Raw genomic sequence first — 18,036 nt, forward strand, 5'->3', positions numbered from 1 at the left:
TTCGGCGGTCCGCCGCATGGGCCGGCGGTTGCCGGAACAATGGGGCGCATGACGGGATGGGGCAGGGGCGTGGTCGCCGTCGGGTCGGGGCTGTTGCTGGTGGCGATGGCGGGGACCTGGTTGCTGGTGGACCTGGAACGGGCCGGCTGGGTGGCGAGTGTCGTCGGCGGCGCGGTCGGCGTCGTCGGGTTGGCGTACACGCTGCTCGCCGGGGCCTCCGGCACCGAGGCGTCGGACACCGGCAACGCCACGGCGCGGAACGGCGGTTCGGCGAACACCGGCGTCCGCGCCCGGCGCGGCCGCCCGCGCCCCGGCCGCGCGCGGAACACCGGCGACGCCCGGGCCGAAGGCCCCGGCAGCGACGCCAACACCGGTTGGAGCGACCGTTGACCGGCGGAACGGGCGGGGTGCGCGCCGCGCGGACCGGGAACGCCAGCGCCACGGCGGGCGGGCTCGCCAACTCCGGCGTGCTCCAGATCCAGCAGCTGGTGTTGCAACTCCGTTCTGTCGAGGGGGAGTCGATGGTCGACGTCGAACAGGCCCTCAACGCCTACACCCGTCGGGTGCGGGAGGCGTATGGCCGGCTCGACATGGAGGTGCTGACGCCCCTGTCCGACCAGGGTGAGCACCAGGTGATCGAGCTGCGCGAGGTGTTCGTCCCACCCGGCGTCCGCGAGGGCGCCCCGCCGTCCACGCTGCCGCCCGAACTGGCCCGTCGGCTCGCGGAGGATGACGACCCGGCGCCCACGGATCGAGAGACCCAACGCGCCCACCGGCTCGTGGAGCCGCTGCTGGACGTCCTGGGCTCCGAACGCCACCCGCGCCTCGTGCTGCTCGGCAACCCCGGCGCCGGCAAGTCAACGCTCGGCCGCCACCTCACGCTGACGCTGACCCAGGACGGCCCCGCCGACGTCCTCGAGCCGCTGCGCGGCCGGCTTCCGCTGCTGATCGAGCTGCGCCGCTGCGCGGAGGAGCGCTGGCGGGATGCGACATTCGAGGACTTCCTGGACCATCTGCACCGCACCGACGGCCTGTCCGTTCCGACGCCCGTGCTGCGGCAGTTGCTGGCCGGCGGCCGGGCCGTGGTGGTCTTCGACGGCCTGGACGAGATCTTCGACCCGGCCGCGCGCGGGCGCGTCGCGCAGCGCATCGCGGCGTTCGCCTCCCGCTACCCGCAGGTGCGGGTGGTGGTGACCTCGCGGATCGTCGGCTACCGGCAGGGCACCTTGGCGGCGGCCGGGTTCAGCCACTACACGGTCCAGGACCTCACGGACGAGCAGATCGCCGAGTTCGCGCGCCGCTGGTACGCGGTCGCCTGCCCGGAGGACCCGGCCCTGGCCGAGATCCTGGTGAAACGCGTCACCGACGCCGTGGCCCACTCCCGCGCGGTGCGCGAACTGGCCGGCAACCCACTGCTGTTGACCATCCTGGCCATCATCGGCCGGCGCAGGACCCTGCCCCGCGACCGCCAGGGCGTCTACGAACACGCGGTCACCGTCCTCGTCGCCCACCTCGACCAGGACGTCAAACATCTGGACCCGGCCGGCAGCCCCGAGGTCCGCGAGGTGCTGGAGGCCCTCGACGCCCGCGACCTGCTGGAACTGCTCCGCCTGATCGCCCGCCACATGCAGAACGGCGAGGGCGGCATCGCCGGCAACTTCCTCCACGCGGACGACCTGGAGTCGATCATCCGCGACTACCTGGCCACCTTCGAACTCCCCCCGGTGCTCGCCAGGAAGACCGCCCGCGCCCTGGTCCACCAGCTCCGCGAACGGAACTTCATCCTCGCCCACTACGGCGGCGACATCTACGGCTTCGTCCACCGCGCGTTCCTGGAGTACCTGGCGGCCAGCGACATCGTCCACCGGTACCAGGAGGAACGGGAGTGGACGCCGGAGGAGTTGGTCGGTGATGTGCTGCTGCCCCGGGCGGACGACGAGGCGTGGGCGGAGATCCTCCTCCTGGTCACGGGCCAGCTGAACCCGGCCGACGTGGGTCTCCTTGTTGACCAACTGATCGAAAGGTACCGGGCGTCGGGGGACGCGGGGCTCCTGGTTCTGGCCGTCCGAGCACTTGCGGAGGTTCGCAGAATCGGCGTCCCCGCCATGGTGACGCGCAGCGAGGCCGTGGTCGACGCGCTGACGAACCATACGGAGATGAGCCCGTTCCATTGGCTTCCGGCCTGGTACATCATGGCGACCTTTGGCGACCACTGGGCGGGGCGTGCGCGTCTTGTGCGATGGTTTCTTCTGCTGGGGCAGTTCGTCCTCCCCGCCTGGTATCTGAGCGCGAGGATGTCCTTGTTCAACATCCTCGAACCGTTTCTCTATCGCGCCCCGGGCACGCCGGCGGTTCTCGCCGCTCATGCTCCCGTTCCCCGGGTCCGGGTGGCGGCACTTGACGCGCTGACGCGGCTGTACCCGGAGGGGGACCAACATCGGCACCTGGAACTGGTCCGGGACCGCGCCCTCAACGATCCCTCCCCGGAGACGCGCGCCGGTGCCCTGACGGTGTTGGCAGGGCAACAACCGGGGGAGACCGGGCAGTTGCTGCTGGAACGGGCGGTTAACGACCCCGATCCCGCGCCACGCCTCGCCGCCCTGCACGGGCTGAGAAGGGAGTGGAACCAAACCCGCGCTGTGGCCGAGGACCGGGCACAGAACGACCCCGATCCCACGGTCCGCGGTGCCGCGATCGGCTTCCTGCGAATGCGCTGGCCGGAGGAGTTCCCCGACGGCTCCGAGGAACCCCTCGTCAACAGCGCCGATGCCCAGATCCTCGTGACGGAACAGCGCGCGGTCAGTGATCCCGATCCCGAAGTCCGCGCCTCGGCCCTGGAAGCCCTGCCATGGCGCCGTCTTCCCCGTGCGTGGTGGGAGACGCGCGCCATCGTTGACCCCGATCCCGGTCCCCGCGCGACGGCACTCAAACGGCTCGCACACCATTGGCCCCAGGAGGCCCGTCGCCTGCTGACGGACCGCGCGGTCCACGATTTCGAGCCCGAGCCGCGCGCCACCGCCCTGCGCTCCCTGGTGGAGAACCGCTCGAACCCGCCCCTCGAACTGCTCCAGGACCGCGCCGTCAACGACCCCCACCACGACCCCCGCCTCCTCGCGCTGCGACTCCTCGCCCAGCGCGCCCCCGACATCGCCCGCCCCCTGGTTCGCGACCGTGCCCGCAACGATCCGCACCCCGACGTTCGGCTGTATGCCCTCCGCATGTGGGCCGTGGCGGACCCCGCCATCGGCCCGTTGCTGCTGGAGCGGCTGCGCCGCGACCCCGACGGGGTCGTTCGCGCCGGGGTCGCGTGGTCGCTCGCGTTCGGGTGGTACCAGGACGCCGAAGTCCTCGGTGCCATCCGCGCGTTGGCAGCCGAGGACCCGGACGCGGAGGTCCGGGCGCAGGCCACGGCCGCGCTCGCCGCCGGCGAGGCGATGGCCGCCGGGGCCGATCACGCGTAGCGGCCGGCGCGCAGCACCGCCAGCGCGCCCGCCGCCGACAGCAGCGCCGCCACCGGATAGCCCGCCCACAGCCACGGCGTTCCCGCCAGGCTCAGCGCGAACAGCACCGGCACCTGGATCGCCAGGACCGAGCCGACCGAGATCACCAGGGACGGCACCGCGCGCTCCCGCGCCTGGAAGTATGTCGCGGCCAGCGCCGCGACCCCGGCCAGCGGATAGCTGAGTGCGATGATGCGCAGCGCCTCGACCGTCGCAGGACGCGCCGCCGCGTCGTCCGTGAACGCTGCGGCCAGCGGGCCGGCGAGGGCGAGCAGCGCGAGGCCCACGGCCGTTCCGTAGAGCACGGTGGCGCGCAGCGCCAACACCCGCACGCGGCGGGCCCGTTCGAGCAGCCCGCGCCCGACGTTGTAGCCGACGAGCGGCTGGATGCCCTGCGCGATGCCGGTCTGCGGCATCAGCACAAACGTCGTGACGCGCACGGACGTCGCGTAGGCGGCGAGGTCCGCCGGGTTGCCGAGGGCGGCCAGGCGGCCGTTGACCAGCAGCATCACCAGTGTGTTGCCAAGGCCGTTGAGGAAGGAGGGCGCGCCGACGGCCACCAGTTCGCGCAGGGTCGGGCCGTGCGGCCGCAGGTCGGCGAGGGTGATGCGGTAGGGGCGGTCGCGCTGGAGGAAGAAGAACCACAGGCTCATCCCCATCGAGACGGCCTGCCCGCCGATGGTGCCGAGGGCCGCGCCGCGCACGCCCAGGTCGAGGCCGAGGATCAGCAGCGGGTCGAGCAGGATCTGGCAGGCCAGCGGCAGCGTCCACAGCAGGGTCGAGTACCGCAGCCGGCCCTCCGCCCGCACCAGGCTGGAGAAGCCGGTCGCGGTGATCGCCCCGGCGAGCAGGATCGTCGCGTACTCCCGTGCGTGGCCCCGGACTTCGCCCCTGGCGCCGAGCAGGGTCAGCAGCGGGTCGAGGAGCGTCAGCCCGAGGACGGTGATGAGCAGCGCCGCCGTCCAGTAGACGAGGAACGCGTTGCCGGCGGCGCGCGCCGCCCGCCGTGGGTCGCCGGCGCCCAGCGCGCGGGAGACCATGGACGCGCCGCCGACGCCGACCGTGGTGGAGACCGCGCCGAGGACCAGCAGCAGCGGGGCGACCACGTTGACCGCCACCAGCGCCTCGGCGCCCACGCCGCGCGCCACGAACAGCGCGTTGGTCAGGGCGTAGAGGCCGAACGTGGCGACCGACATGGTGGTGTGGGCGCTGGTGCGCAGCAGCAGCCGGCCCACCGGGTCGGTGCCGAGCGCCGCCGCGTGGTCGACGCGCGGCGGGGGCGGGGGAGTCGGCGGCGCTGCGGGGGCGGGCTCCGGCGTGGTCACGGCCGGTCGAACGCGGCGACGGCGTCGGCCAGGTGCTCCTTGGCCCAGTCGTACTGGGACGGGTCGGTGTGGCCCCGGTAGACGGTCTCGACGACCATCACCAGCATCAGGTGCAGGTTGTAGAGCCGCCGCCGGGTCACCTCGGTCGGGGTGAGCGGGCCCCGGCCGTAGCCGCGCAGGAAGCCGGTGCCGTCGCCGAACGCCTCGGACTGGGTGGCGACGAAGCCGGCCTCCATCAACGGGTCGCCGTAGAAGGCGCGTTCGTGGTCGATGACGCTGACGAGCCGGCCGTCGGCGACCATCACGTTGCTCGACCACAGGTCCCACTCGATGAGCGCCGGCTCGGTGACCTCGTCGAGGCTGTCGGCGTGCGCGGCGAGCAGTTCGCGGATCAGCGGGTAGGGCTGGCCGAGGTCCACGTGGCGGCGTTCCCCGTCGCGCAGCGCGTCCTCGATGTGGCCGAGGAGCACCTCGCGCCAGCTGGTCCGGCCGGGTATGGGCCCGAGCAGCGGGCCGAAGTGGGGGCCGCGCACCTCGTTGATGGCGCGGTTGGCGGCGCCCACCTGCGCGTCGTACGCCTCGTAGGCCTCGGGGGTCAGCCGGTCCCTGATGATGCCGAGGTTCTCCGCGTCCACGTACTCCATGAAGAAGTAGTCCGCGTCGCACAGTTCGTGGCTGTCGTCGTGGGCGTGGACGGCGGGAACGGGAACGTCGGTCCGTTCCTCGATCAGGCGGAGCGCGGCGACCTCGGTGCGCATCATGTTCCGTTCGTAGGTCATCACCTCGACGCCCGCTGGCGGGGCGATCTTGAGGACCACGGACCGGCCGTCGCGCAGCCGGATGCGGTAGGCGACGTTGAACCAGCCGTGGCCCATTTCCTCGGCCCAGCCCTCGCCCTCGGGGACCTGGGCCGGGCCGTAGGCGCGCTCGACCATGGCGCGCAGCACGGCGGCGGGCTGCCGGTTCTTGGTGATGCTCTCGGTGACGGCTGGCACGGGCTGCTCTCCTCAACGGGGTGCGAACGGCGGGTGGGGCGCGCGCCGTGCCCTTCGCTCCGGCGTGCGCGCCGCAGGCGGACGGGCCGGCGAACGCCGTTCAGCGTAGGCAGCGTCGGGCGTCGCGCAGGAGTGGAAGCGTTTCCACAAACGGGGGCGCGCGGGGCGCGCGGGCGCCTGGCCGCGCCGGCGCGCCCGGGGTGCGCTCAGTGCGCGCCCGCCTCAGTGCGCGCCGCAGCTCTCCCGCAGCAGTACCCGCACCGGCGCGACCAGGTCCTGGCGGGGCAGGCGCGGGTTGGCGAGGCAGGCGTCCAGCGTCTCGACGGCGAGCCGCCCGAGATCGGTGACGGGCTGCTCGACGGTGGTCAGCCGGGGCGAGGAGGTGCGCCCGCCGTCGATCCCGTCGAAGCCGGTGACGGCCACCGTCCCCGGCACCGGCACCCCCTCGGCCGCGAACACGTCCAGAAATCCCAGCGCCGTCTCGTCGTTGGCGCACACCAGCGCCCCGGGCAGGGGCGTGCGCCCGGCGCGGTGGTCGGACACCAGCCGGCGCGCGAGCCGGCGCGCGGTCGCCCGGGAGAAGTCGCCGCGCAGCGCGGGCTCCACCGGAACGGTCAGCCCCAGCGAGCCCAGCGCGGCGCGGAATCCGTGGAAGCGGTCCACGTCGTCCGGGGTGCCGGCGCGCCCGCCGACGTACCAGGCGTCCCGCACCCCGTGCTCCCGCACCAGGTGTTCGACCAGGACCCGCATCCCTCGCGCGTTGTCCACGCCCACGTGGTCGTAGCCGCCGGCGGGGCGCGGCCCGGCGAGCAGCACGACGGGAACGCGGTGCGCCACATGCTCCAGCAACTCGTCGGGGAGCGTGCCGGCGACCACGACGAGGCCGTCCACCCGGCCCGCCAGGTCACGGACCCTCGCCTCGGCCTCCGGCGGCCTGGCGACCAGAACGGTCACCGTGTAACCGGTCTGCCAGGCCGCGTACTCTGCGCCGCGCACGACCTCCCCGAAGTAGAGGCTGCCCCAGGACAGGACGCCCGGCGCGGCCTCGTCGTCCGTGACCACCTCGACGCGCGGCCCGAGCCGCACCGGCTCGGCAAGGTCGGCCTGTGTCTGCCCGACGTCGGGCAGACACAGGCCGAGCATCCAGGTCCGCCGGGCGACCAGGCCACGGGCGGACGCCGAGGGCACGAAGCCCAGTTCGGCGATGGCCTCCTCGACGGCACGCCGGGTGGCGGCGCCCACATAGCCGGTCGCGTTCACCACCCGGGAGACGGTGGTCACGGACACGCCGGCGCGGACGGCGACATCGCGCATCGTCGCGACCCTCTCCAGCCGGTCGTCCTCGTCCATCCGCCCATCCTCGCAGGCCAGCGCGGGCGGCGGCCGGCGCGGGTGCCTGCGGCGCGAGAGCCCGGGCGGGTGCGGGGGCACGGGCGACGCGCGGGGGTCCGGGCGGCGCGGGGGTCCGGGCGGCGCGCCCCCGGGTGAACGGCAGTCCGTCCGGCGGCTCCCGGGCCAACGGCCCTCGGGGAATGGCCGCCGGGTCAGCGGCCCTCGGCTGTGCGGCCCCCGCCTCACGGCACGTTGGGGAACGGGCGGGCCTCCGCGTCGGTGACGGGGGCGCCGGCCGGCACCCCGTGCAGGAGCCGGGCCAGCACCTCGGCGCCGCGCACCACGCGGGGGCCGGGGCGGTTGAAGTAGGCCGGCCCGTCGAGGACCCAGACCCGGCCGGCGCGCACCGCCGGCAGCTCGTGCCAGCCGGGCAGCGAGGTCAGCAACTCCGTTTCGCGCAAGGTGCGTTCGGGCGGAAAGCCGCACGGCAGCACCAGCAGCGCCTCGGGCGCCGCGGCGCGGACCGCCTCCCAGGTCGTGGGCCCGGTGTGCTCGCCGGGCTCGGCCAGCAGCGGGGCGCCACCGGCGGCGGCGATCTGTTCGGGGACCCAGTGGCCCGCCGGCCACAGCGGGTCGAGCCACTCCAGCGCCGCCACGCGCGGGCGCGCGCGCCCGGCCACGGCCGAGCGCACCGCATCCAGCCGCGCGCCCAGCGCGCGCCGGCGGCGCTCGCCCTGCTCCCGCACGCCCAGCAGTTCGCCGACGGTGACCAGGGTGTCCAGCACGTCGTCGAGGGTGCGCGGCTCCAGGCTCACCACCCGGGCGTTCGCGTCGAGCAGCCGCACCGTGCGGCTGACGCTCGCGTAGGAGACCGCGCACACCCGGCACAGGTCCTGGGTGAGCAGCACATCGGGGCGCAGCGCGGCCAACGCCTCGGTGTCCAGGGTGTAGAGGGAGGAGCCGGAGTGCGCGGAGCCGCCGACCGCGTCGGAGATCTCGCGGCTGGTCAACGCGGACGCGTCGAGGTCGGCGCCGGTCACCACGGGGATGCCGGCCACCTCGTCGGGCGGCCAGTCGCACTCGTGGGTGCGGCCCACCAGCCGCCCGGCGAGGCCGAGTTCGGCGACGAGGTCGGTGGCGGCGGGCAGCAGGGAGACGATGCGCATCCCGCAACGGTAGAACGCGCCGGGCGGGTACGGCGCGCGCGCCTTCGGCGCATCAACGCGCCGGGCGGGCGCGCCGCCCCCGTGCCCCCTCCCGCCCCGGCGCGCCGTTCGCGCCGCGCAGCGCCAGCACGCCCCCTCCCGCACCCCGCGCCGTGCCCCGCCGGCAGGCGCCCAGCGCCGGCCGGCGTCACGCGCCGGCGTGCAGATGCGCGGCCCAGACGGACGGAAAGCGGGGCCGGCTCGCGCGCCCGGCGCGCACCGCGTGGTGCAGCGCCTCGGCGGCCCGGCCGGCGTCCAGCGTCGGCTCCGGGCCGCCGCCCGGCGCGGCCAGACCCCGGTAGAAGGCATCGGCGATCTCGACGGCGATCCGGTCGTCGATCGGCCACAGCGTGCCCACCACCTGCGGAAAGCCGGCGAGTTGGAAGGCCGACACCAGCTGGATCGCCTCGTCCAGCAGCGCCGATGCGCTGGTCAGCGCGGTCTGGCAGGCGGAGAGATAGGCCAGCCGGGCGCGGTCGAGGTTGAGCGCGGCGACCCGGGCGACGCTGAACGGCCGCTCCCGGTGGTCCTCCAGGAGGAGCAGGCTGCGCGCCGGGTCGCGCGGGTCGCTCCATGCGTGGCAGGCGAAGTGCGCGAAGGCGCGGCCCGGCAGGCGTTCCTCCACCGCCGCCCTGGTCGCCGGCCCCGCCGGGGCCAGCGTCGGGGCCAACGTGGCGGCCAACCCGCCGTCGCCGGCCGGACGTTGCAGCACCTCGGGACGGGGCAGCCGCGCGGCGACCAGTGCCGCCTCGGCGGCGACGCCGGCCAGCGGCGCGGCGCCCGGCGTGGCCTCCATCGCCACCAGCAGCGAACGGTCCCCGAGCGCGGGCCCGCGCCCCGTCGCGCGCCGGCGCGCGTGGCGCAGCGCGCCCACGGTCGGCGTGCTGGAGGAGATGACGCGATCCAGCACGGTCCGCCCATCGCCCGCCCGGTGATGGCCGGCGGCGTGCAGCGGCAGGGTGGCCAACCGCCCGGTCGGCACCCACCACAGGCGGGGCCAGTCCGCGCCCTCGGGCGGCGGCCCGTGGAGGCCGAGCGCCGTCAGCACCGGCTCGGCGACCGTGTCCCACAGCCAGCCGAGCACCTCGGTCAGCGCGGCCTCGTCGGCCCGGCCGCCGGGCGGGTTGAGCGCACGGTGGAACGTGGTCGCGGCCCCCTCCAGCGTCTCGGGGTCGAGACCGGGCAGCGGAACGGCCGTCACGCCCGCGCCGGTGAGCAGCAGCGCGTCGCTGCGGTGCCGGCTGACGTTGACCGTGACGACCGGACCCGAGGCGGCCTCGGCCCGCAGCTGGTCCAGAGTCGGCGGGCGGGCGAAGCCCTCCTGCCCGGGCAGGGCCCGGATCTCGGCGATCACGGCGGCGAACTCCTCGGCGAGCCCTCGGCGTTGACCCACCGCCGGCGCGGTGTCCCGCTCGCCCGGGGCCGCCTCCTGACGGTCCAGCAGCGCGCGCAGCGCCTCGAACCTGGCGACCAGCCGGGGGTGTTGGGCCCTGAGGTCGCTCAGGTCGTCGCGGGTCTCCAACGCCTGGCTGAGCAGCACCCCGCGCCCCGCCTCCAGCAGCCGCAGCGCCCGAACGGGCCGATCCCCGGGGGGAGTCGAGGGGTCGGCGAGGGCGAGTGCGGCCGCGTCGGTGGCCAGCCCGGCGACGTCGCCGAGCGCCCGTTGCTGGTCGTCGCGGCGCAGCGCCCGGGGCGCCACCTCCGGCAGCAGCCCGACCGCGTCCGCCAACAGCCGTGCGGCGAGGGCGGGTTGCTCGTCGGCCGTGAGCAGCGCCGCCGCGCGCGCGGAGAGCACGCGCGCCGAGGGCGCCGAGGTGGTGGCGCCGGCCGCCGCCACCAGGAGGCTGGTCGCCTCGGCCAGGTCACCCGGGTCCTGGCGTGCCACGAACCGGGCGACCAGGGCCATGCCCAGGTTGTGCCGGGAGATGTGGCCCCCGGTCCGCTCGTCGGCCGCCGCCTCGCGGGCAGCCTCGACGGCCGCGTCCGCGTCGGCCGGCGTCCCGCCGTGCTCCAGCCGGGCGAGCAGCGCGAGGGAGAGGTTGTTGAGGCAGACGGGGCGCAGGGTGCCGCCGGCCGGCGCGGCGGCCACGGCGCGGCGGCCGGCCTCGATCGCCTCGTCGAGGTCGGCCGCCCGTCCGGCGAGCGTGAAGCGCCTGGTCAGCGCGGTGTTCAAGGCGTCGAGCCGGCTGGCGCGTTCGGTCCCGGCGGTCGGTGCCGAGGGAACGTCGCGGCCGAGGGCGATGGCCTCGTCGAGGTCGGCCGGCTCGCCGGCGTGCGTGAAGCGGGCCTGGAGCAACAGGCCCAGGTCCCGGCCCAGGCCGGCCCGTTCCGGGTGGTCGGCCGGCAGCGCGGCCAGCGCGCGGCGGACGGCGTCCACGGCCGCGTCGAGGTCGGTGCGGTCCCCGGCGTGCTGGGCGCGGGTGGAGAGGGCGTTGCCCAGCGCGTGCAGGGCCCTGGGCAGCAGCGGGTCGTTCGGCCGCGCGGCCCGCACCGCGCGCTGCCCGGTCGCGATCGCCGCGTCGAGGTCGGCCGGGTCGCCGGCGTGCTGGAACCGTTTCCGCAGCCCGACGGCGAGGGCGGTCAGGCAGCGCGGCAGGGTGTCGTCGCCCTCGCGCAGGAGGCTCACGGCGGCGCGGAGGCGGTCGATGCCCTCGTCGAGGTCGGCGCGCTCGCCCCGCAGGTCGTAGCGCTCGCCGAGGGCGGTGCTCAGGGTGTGCAGGCGCGAGGCGGCGCGGCCGTCGCCGGCGGGTGTCGCGGCCACGGCGGCGCGGGCCGCCTCGACGGTCTCGGCCAGGTCGGCGGGCTCCTCGTGCCGCTGGTAGCGGCCGAGTAACGCCTGGGCGAGGGCGGCGAGTTGACGGGCGCGGTCCGGGTCGTCCGGCTCGGAGGCGGCGACCGCCTCGCGGGCGGCGGCGAGCGCCGCGTCCAGGTCGGCCGGGTCGCCGCCCCAGGTGGCGCGGCTGCGCAGCGCGATGCTCAGGCTGGTCAGCAGGGACGCGGGCGGCGGCGCCTCGGCGGGCGTCGCGGCGATCGCGCGGCGGCCGGCCGCCACGGCGGCGTCCAGGTCGGGCGGGTCGCCGCGCAGCTCGAACCGGGTGAGCCGGGCCAGCGAGACGTTGTGCAACATCAGCGGCAGGTCGGCCGAGCCGGGCGGCGCCTCGGCGACGGCGCGGTGCCCGGCGGCCACCGCCTCGTCCAGGTCGGCGGGGTCGCCGGCCGCCTCGAACCGGCTGCGCAGCGCCATGCTCAGATTGAACGACAGGGCTGGGACGGCCGGTTCGCCGTCGGGCGCGCGGGACAGGGCCCGGCGGCCCGCGTCGATCGCGGCGTCCCGGTCGGCCGGCGCGCCGGCGTGCTCGAACCGTTCCCAGCGCGCCATCGACAGCGCGTGCAGGACGGCGACCAGGCCGGGGTCGTCGGCGGGGGTGGCCTGGGCCGCCTCGGACAGCGCGGCCACGGCCTCGTCCAGGTCGGCGGCGTCCCCGGCCCGTTCGAAGCGCTGCCGCAGCCAGCCGCTCAGCGTCCGCAGGATCGCGGGGCGCACCGGGCCCCCGGCCGGCTCCAGGGCGAGGGAGGCGCGGACGGCCTCGATCAGCGCGTCCAGGTCGGCGTCCCGCCCCCACCGGTCGTGGCGTTGCGCCAACGTGCCGACCAACGCCCGCAGCAGCGCCGGTCGTTCGGGATGCTCGGCGGGCGCCAGCGCGACGGCCCGGCGCGCCGCGTCCACCGCCGCGTCGAGGTCGGCGGCGCCCGGTGCGCCGGCCGACTGCCTGGCGCGGACACCCAGCGCCTCGCTCAGCCCGCCCAACAGCTCGGGCAGCGCCGGGTCTTCGGCCGGCGTGATCGCCACGGCGTGCCGGGCGGCGTCCACCAGCCCCGCCGGGTCGGCCGCGCCGGTGGCGAACGCCAGCCGCAGCAACTCCCGCAGGCCACCGGCCAGTTCGTCGTGCTCGGCGTGGCCGGGCGGGGCCATCGTCGCCGCCCGGTGCGCGGCATGGACCGCCGCCACCAGCTCGCCCGGCTCGCCCGTCAGCCGGAACCGGACCCCGCGCGCGATGCCCAGCCAGCCCCACTGCACCGGCTGGTCCGGCAACCGGGCCACGATCCGCTCGAAGAGTTCCACGGCGTGCGCGGCCAGCCGCGCGTCGCCGGTCCTGCCCGCCTCGACCACCGCGCCCAGCGCCATGCTCGCCGCCCCGCGCGCCAGGCGCGGCAGCAGCGGCGCCGGCAGCGCCTCGTCCGGCGCGCCGAAGGCGAAGCAGCTGGTCAACGCCGCCTCGGCCGCGTCGAGTTCGGCCCGCATCCGGTGCTCGGGCAGCAGCTCGGCGCGGTGCCAGTGGAACCACCCCAGGGCCAACCGTGCCGGCACATCCTCTGGCCCGTCGCCGAGCAGCGCCGTCAACTCCCGTGCCTCGGCGAGGACATCGCTGCCATCCAGCAGCATCGACGGGCCGCCCGCGGCACGAAACCGCTCCAGCCGCAGCGCCAGCCGCTCCGTCAACGCGTCGCGCCGCGCCGCCCGTTGGTCTCCGTCGACCATCGCCGCCCCTTTCCCCGCCTGGGGTGCCACGTCCCGTGGCCGGACCGGCGCCCTGGACGCGTCACGGCATCCTCGCGGATCGCCCGCCCCGGCCTCAACCAGGCGCGCACGCCCCGAGTACGCGCCGGAGTTCGCGCCGGCGCGCGCGAGGTGCCGGGAACTCCCGGTGCCGCCCGCCCGACCTGTGGAGGAGGGACGCCACCGCCCGAGCAACGCCACCGCCCAGGAGAGGAAGCGAGCCGCATGGACGCCTTCGGCCCGGAGACCTACGGCGCGTTGAACGCCGACATCTACGACGACTGGCACGCCGCCCTCGACCCCACCGAGGCGGTGCGGGCGCTGGCCGAACTCATCGAGGAGGGCCCGGCGGGACCGGTCCTCGAACTCGCCGTCGGCACCGGCCGGGTGACGCTGCCGCTCGCCGCGACCGGCGTGGACCTGTGCGGCATCGACGCCTCCGAGGCGATGGTCGAGCGGCTGCGCGCCAAGCCGGGCGGCGACCGGATTCCGGTCACCATCGGCGACATGGCGGACGTCGCCCCGGACACGGACGCCTCGTTCGCCATGGTCTTCGTCGTCTTCTCGACGTTCTTCTTCCTGGCCGACCAGGACGAGCAGGTCCGCTGCTTCGCCAACGTCGCGCGACGGCTGCTGCCCGGCGGGCGGTTCGTCCTGGAGTGCCCGATGCCGGACGTCGGCCGCTACGACCGTGACCAGCGGGTCGAGGCGCACCAGGTGGGCCTCGGGCACGTCCGGCTGACCGCAGTGCGCCACGACCCGGTGGCCCAACGCTTCGAGGGCCAGCACGTGTTGATCGCCGAGGGCGGCATCCGGTTGGCCCCCGCGTTCCTCCGCTACGCCTGGCCCAGCGAGCTGGACCTGATGGCGCGCCTCGCCGGGCTGCGGCGCGTGCACCGCTGGGGCGGCTGGCGCCGCGAGCCGTTCCGCGCCGAGGGCAGCTATGTCACCGTCTACGAGAAGCCGGCCGACTGACGCCCGGCGTCCCCGGCGCGGGCCGCCGCAGCCCGCGCCGCCAGCCGGCGCCCCAGCAGCAGCGCCAACGGCGGCAGCACCAGGCACTGCGCCGCGCCGGCCAGCCAGAACGCCGGCAGCGCGCCCGCCCGTTCGAAGAACCCGTACGCCGCGCCGCCCACCACCCCGCTGAGCAGCGCGCCCAGGCCGACGGCCAGCCGCTGCTGCCCGAAGGTCACCGTGACCGAGCGCGCCGAGAGCGCGATCGCCTCCAGGTCGTTCTTCAGGAACAGCACGGCGGTGCCCACGCTCATCGCGGCGGCGCCGGCCGCGACCCCGGCCGGGCGGCCCGTCGCGATCGCCGCGAGACCGGCCGCCATGCAGCCGAAGCCGACCGCCATCGCCACCCCGTGCCGGACCGCGCCGACCCAACGGGCCAACAGCGGCTGGAGCACGGCCAGCCCCAGCGAGTAACCCATCATGATCACGCCATAGCCGGCGGTCGGCAGCCGCCCGGTCACAAAGACCGAGAGGTACTGGTAGAACTGCATATACAGGTAGTGGGTCACCACCGTGACGACGAACGGCACCCACGCCAGCCCGTGCAGCACCCGGCGGAACGGCTCGACGTCCGCCCCGCCGCCCTGGCCCTCGTTCCGCAGCAGCAGATGGCCGCCGGCCAGCACGGCGTAGAGGACGGTGGTCGCGGTGAACAGCGTGTTCGGCGCGTTCAGGAACAGCGCCCCGACCACAGGCCCGGCCGCGATGCCCAGGTTGCCGGCCGCGTTCCCGTAGGACACCAGGCGCGGGCGCTCCTCGGGCCCGGCCGTCCGCACCAGGTAGGAGCGGTAGGCGGGGGAGTAGAGCGCGCCGGCGCCGCAGCTGAGGAACAGCGCCAGCACGGTCAGCGCGGCCACCCGCACCCCCGCGAGATAGCTCGCCGCGCCCAGCGCGTAGAGGCAGGTGGCCAGCACCAACGCCCGCCGCAGCCCGACCCGTTCGGCGAACGCGGCGGTGAACGGCGCGCTGGCGAACTGCGTCAGCGTCGCCAGGCCCAGCACCACGCCGACCGTCGCCATCCCGACGCCGAGGCGCTCGCGCAGCAGCACCGCGAGGTAGGGGTAGACGGCGAAGGTGCCGGTGTTGACGAGGAACCCGCCGACGAGCAGGGCGCGTTGGGCGCCGGAGAGGGCGCCCCGGGGACCTGGGCCCGGGGCGCCCTCGGCGGGTGCGGCGCGGCGGTTCAGCGCGGACCGGAGGTTCAGCGCGGGTCGGCGGTCGCGCCGGCCGTCGCGTCGGGGGCGGTGTCGGCGTCCGGGGTGGCGCCGGGCGCGGCGCCGTCGCCGGCCGCCGCTCCCGCGCCCGTTCCGCCGGCGGTGCCCGTGCCGGCGCCTGAACGGTGGGCGCGGGACCGCAGCCGCAGGACGGCGGCGACCACGGCCAGGGTGAAGACCAGCAGGCCGACCCAGATCACCCACTTCTCCGGCCAGGGCGGGGGCGAGGCCCCGTCCGGCGTGCGCCCGCCGTCCACGCCGGTGACGACGACCAGTACCAGGCCGACGATCGTGGCCGCCACCGCCAGCCGCGCGAACAGCCGCGCGCCGAACGGCACCGCGTGGTCACGCCGCGACCGCAGCCGTTCACCCGGCCGGGCCGGCGCCATCAGCCGCCACAACAGCAGCCCGGCCAGCGGGATCTGGAGCACCCACAGCATCGTCCGGAAGCTGCCGTCGTACCACGCCTGGCTGCTGTAGAGCAGGGTGTGCCAGATGCTCATCACATAGACGACGATCACAAAGCGGTGCACCGCCAGCCAGATCCGCGAGCCGGTCCGGTTCCGCAGATAGAACGCGAGGCCCAGCGGCACCGCCAGATAGAGCGCCAACAGCCCGACGAAGATGGCGACCCGGCCGGTCCCCGAGGAGTAGCCGCCGGGCACGAACGAGTCGACGAACGCCGTCCACGTGCTGCGCCCGAACGACCACCGGCTGGTGTTGTCCCTGATCTGGTCGGTGAAGAAGAAGAACGCGTGCATGAACATCAGCCCGACCGTCGTCAGGCTGGTGGTGCGGTGCCACTTCTCCAGCCGCGCGGGCGGCAGCCAGCCCCAGCTCGGGCGCGGCCCGGACCGCATCAGGCCGAACACCACGGTGACATACGCCCACAGCATCGCCGTCCAGCCGAACGCCTGGCACATCCAGTACATCCAGAACTTCGGCGCGTCCGCCAGCATCGGCATGATCTTGATCGTCGCCGAACTGCCGTTCTCCACCCGGGCGTAGAGCAGCCAGAAGATCAGCAGGGTCAACACGAGGGCGAGCGAGGCGTCCGGCACGGCGCCGCGCAGATCCGCGCGCAGGCCGGCCCAGTCGAAACGGTCCCGGCGTTCTCTTCCCTTACGGACGGCGGGCAGCGCCGATTCGGGGACGTCAGCCATCACACAACTCCAGTTTCCCAGTGGCCCGCCGACGGATCGTCGGTGACGGACGACCCACGGCGACACATCAACAGCCCCGCGCTCCCAAGCCAGAAGAGTAACGACGAAGATGCGGCTGCGGAAGACGATGCGCGGAGTTCCGGAATTCCCTTACCCGGCCCGGCATTTGCCGCCGACCTGGCAGAGGAATATGGCAACGCTCGGGAACTTTTCACGTTCCGGATACGACGCGGAGGAAACGGCGGAACGGAAAACGAAAAGCGGTGCGCGGCCCGGATTCCGGTGCGGTGGAATCGCGGGCCCCGCACCGTGGCGTCGGTCGGCGGCGCGGCCGGGCGGCCGTTGCCCGTCAGTGGAGGCGGGCCAGGAGGAGGCGGGTCCAGAGGGTGTGGAAGGCCGGCTTGCGGGCGTAGTCGGCGGTCATCACCGTGGCCGCGCCCTCGCCCTCGAAGAAGACGGGGACCCAGGAGTACTTGTCGGTGAAGCCCCAGATGGTGAACGAGTCGCAGCCCTCGACGGCCAGGCACGCGGACAGCGCGCGGCCGTAGTAGTCGGCCTGCTGGCGCAGCTGCTGCCGCGTGGGCTCGCCGTTCTCCGGCAGGTCCATCCGCACGTCCAGCTCGGTGACGGCGGTGCCCAGGCCCAGCGCGGCGAAGCGGTTCAGGTTCCGTTCCAGGTCGTCCGGGAATCCGTACCGGGTGCTGAGGTGGCCCTGCACGGAGAAGCCGTGCACCGGCACGCCGTCGGCCAACAGCTCCTCGACGAGCGCGAGATAGGCGTCACTCTTGGCGTTGACGCTCTCCACCCCGTAGTCGTTGAAGTACAACTCGGCCTCGGGGTCCGCCTCGTGGGCCCAGCGGAAGGCGTCGGCGACGATGCCGGGGCCGAGTTCGCGAATCCAGATGTTGTCCGACGTGCGGAGCGTGCCGTCGTCGTTGAGGATCTCGTTGGCCACGTCCCACTGCTGGATGCGGCCGGCGTAGCGGCCGACGACGGTGGTGATGTGGTCGCGGAGGATCGCGCGCAGCTCCTCGTCGGTGAAGTCGCCCTCCTCCAGCCAGGCCGGGTTCTGGCTGTGCCACAGCAGGGTGTGGCCCCGCACCACCTGGTCGTTCTCCTCGGCGAAGTCGACGATGGCGTCGGCCGCCTCGAACGCGTAGCGGTCGGGCTCGGGGTGGATGAACTCCCACTTCATCTGGTTCTCGGGGGACAGGGAGCTGAACTGCTTCCCGAGAATTTTCCGGTACTCGCAGTCGTAGGTGAACGGGTCCGGGTAGTCCTGCTCCAGGTGGTGCCCGCCGCCGGCGACGGCGCTGCCGACGTGGAAGCCCTCGGGGGCGACCCAGCGGAGCCGGTCGAGGTTGGCGTCGGTGATGGGGGAGAACGAGGGCGAGGCGGAGGTGCCCCGCTCGGCGGGGCCGGTGGCGGTGGCGGGGGCGGCGAGCAGCGGAAGGGCGAGCGCGGCGGCGGCGAGGGCGAGGAGTGCGGGTCGGACGGATCTCATGGGAGGTCCCTCAAGTGGTCGTGGTCCCGATAATTTCCGGAAGGTTCCCGGAAGTTGAGAGCACGGACGCTAAGCGCTGCGCGGTCGGGCCGTCAACGGGTGTGCACCAAACGGCTTCCGACGAACGCCCGGGCCCGGCCGCCCGCCCCGCCGCGTCCACTGCCCCGTCCACCGGCCCGTCCACCGGCCTGTCCACCAGGCGGCGAAGTCCACCATGCGGCGGATG

General features: G+C 75.0%; 11 protein-coding genes. 3 read left to right on the forward strand and 8 right to left on the reverse strand.

The window, feature by feature from the left end; all coding sequences use genetic code 11:
- Positions 1-48: 48 nt before the first annotated feature.
- Both FH609_RS15005 and FH609_RS15010 read left to right on the forward strand, forming a co-directional pair.
- Positions 49-390: a hypothetical protein gene (locus tag FH609_RS15005; protein ID WP_139667734.1), complete on the forward strand. Its 342-nt coding sequence runs from the start codon at positions 49-51 to the stop codon at positions 388-390.
- Complete coding sequence (locus FH609_RS15010) at positions 387-3,461, forward strand: HEAT repeat domain-containing protein (RefSeq protein WP_139667735.1); 3,075 nt, start codon at positions 387-389, stop codon at positions 3,459-3,461. Before FH609_RS15005 ends, FH609_RS15010 begins: the two co-directional genes overlap by 4 nt.
- Here the strand turns inward: FH609_RS15010 and FH609_RS15015 are convergent.
- From FH609_RS15015 to FH609_RS15035, 5 genes are all read right to left on the reverse strand, one after another.
- Complete coding sequence (locus FH609_RS15015; RefSeq protein ID WP_226961677.1) at positions 3,452-4,825, reverse strand: MATE family efflux transporter; 1,374 nt, start codon at positions 4,823-4,825, stop codon at positions 3,452-3,454. The two genes, FH609_RS15010 and FH609_RS15015, sit on opposite strands and share 10 nt — an antisense overlap.
- The gene (locus tag FH609_RS15020) at positions 4,822-5,820 is read right to left on the reverse strand and encodes a phosphotransferase family protein (RefSeq protein ID WP_226961678.1); all 999 of its coding nucleotides are present in this window, start codon (positions 5,818-5,820) and stop codon (positions 4,822-4,824) included. Before FH609_RS15020 ends, FH609_RS15015 begins: the two co-directional genes overlap by 4 nt.
- A gap of 222 nt (positions 5,821-6,042) precedes the next feature.
- On the reverse strand, positions 6,043-7,170 hold the full coding sequence (locus FH609_RS15025) for a LacI family DNA-binding transcriptional regulator (RefSeq protein WP_226961679.1): 1,128 nt from the start codon (positions 7,168-7,170) through the stop codon (positions 6,043-6,045).
- Between the two features lie 224 nt (positions 7,171-7,394).
- The gene (locus tag FH609_RS15030; protein ID WP_139667736.1) at positions 7,395-8,318 is read right to left on the reverse strand and encodes an ABC transporter substrate-binding protein; all 924 of its coding nucleotides are present in this window, start codon (positions 8,316-8,318) and stop codon (positions 7,395-7,397) included.
- Between the two features lie 187 nt (positions 8,319-8,505).
- Positions 8,506-12,897 (reverse strand): CHAT domain-containing protein, encoded by a 4,392-nt coding sequence (locus tag FH609_RS15035; RefSeq protein WP_139667737.1) that lies wholly within the window; start codon positions 12,895-12,897, stop codon positions 8,506-8,508.
- A 243-nt stretch (positions 12,898-13,140) separates the two neighbouring features.
- Here FH609_RS15035 and FH609_RS15040 point away from each other — a divergent pair, with 243 nt between their 5' ends.
- Positions 13,141-13,890 (forward strand): class I SAM-dependent DNA methyltransferase, encoded by a 750-nt coding sequence (locus FH609_RS15040; protein WP_139667738.1) that lies wholly within the window; start codon positions 13,141-13,143, stop codon positions 13,888-13,890.
- Here FH609_RS15040 and FH609_RS15045 read toward each other — a convergent pair.
- The 3 genes from FH609_RS15045 to FH609_RS15055 all read right to left on the reverse strand — a co-directional run bounded on the left by FH609_RS15045 (position 13,869) and on the right by FH609_RS15055 (position 17,810).
- The gene (locus FH609_RS15045) at positions 13,869-15,134 is read right to left on the reverse strand and encodes an MFS transporter (RefSeq protein ID WP_319789596.1); all 1,266 of its coding nucleotides are present in this window, start codon (positions 15,132-15,134) and stop codon (positions 13,869-13,871) included. The genes FH609_RS15040 and FH609_RS15045 overlap by 22 nt on opposite strands.
- Positions 15,131-16,306 carry a ferric reductase-like transmembrane domain-containing protein gene (locus FH609_RS15050; RefSeq protein WP_139667739.1) on the reverse strand — a complete coding sequence of 392 codons (1,176 nt, stop codon included), beginning with the start codon at positions 16,304-16,306 and terminating at the stop codon, positions 15,131-15,133. Before FH609_RS15050 ends, FH609_RS15045 begins: the two co-directional genes overlap by 4 nt.
- Positions 16,307-16,655: 349 nt before the next feature.
- Positions 16,656-17,810, reverse strand: a complete 1,155-nt coding sequence (locus tag FH609_RS15055) for an endo-1,4-beta-xylanase (protein ID WP_139667740.1) — start codon at positions 17,808-17,810, stop codon at positions 16,656-16,658.
- Between the last annotated feature and the right edge of the window lie 226 nt (positions 17,811-18,036).

Source organism: Streptomyces sp. 3MP-14 (assembly GCF_006334905.2).
Lineage (GTDB): Bacteria > Actinomycetota > Actinomycetes > Streptomycetales > Streptomycetaceae > Streptomyces > Streptomyces triticirhizae.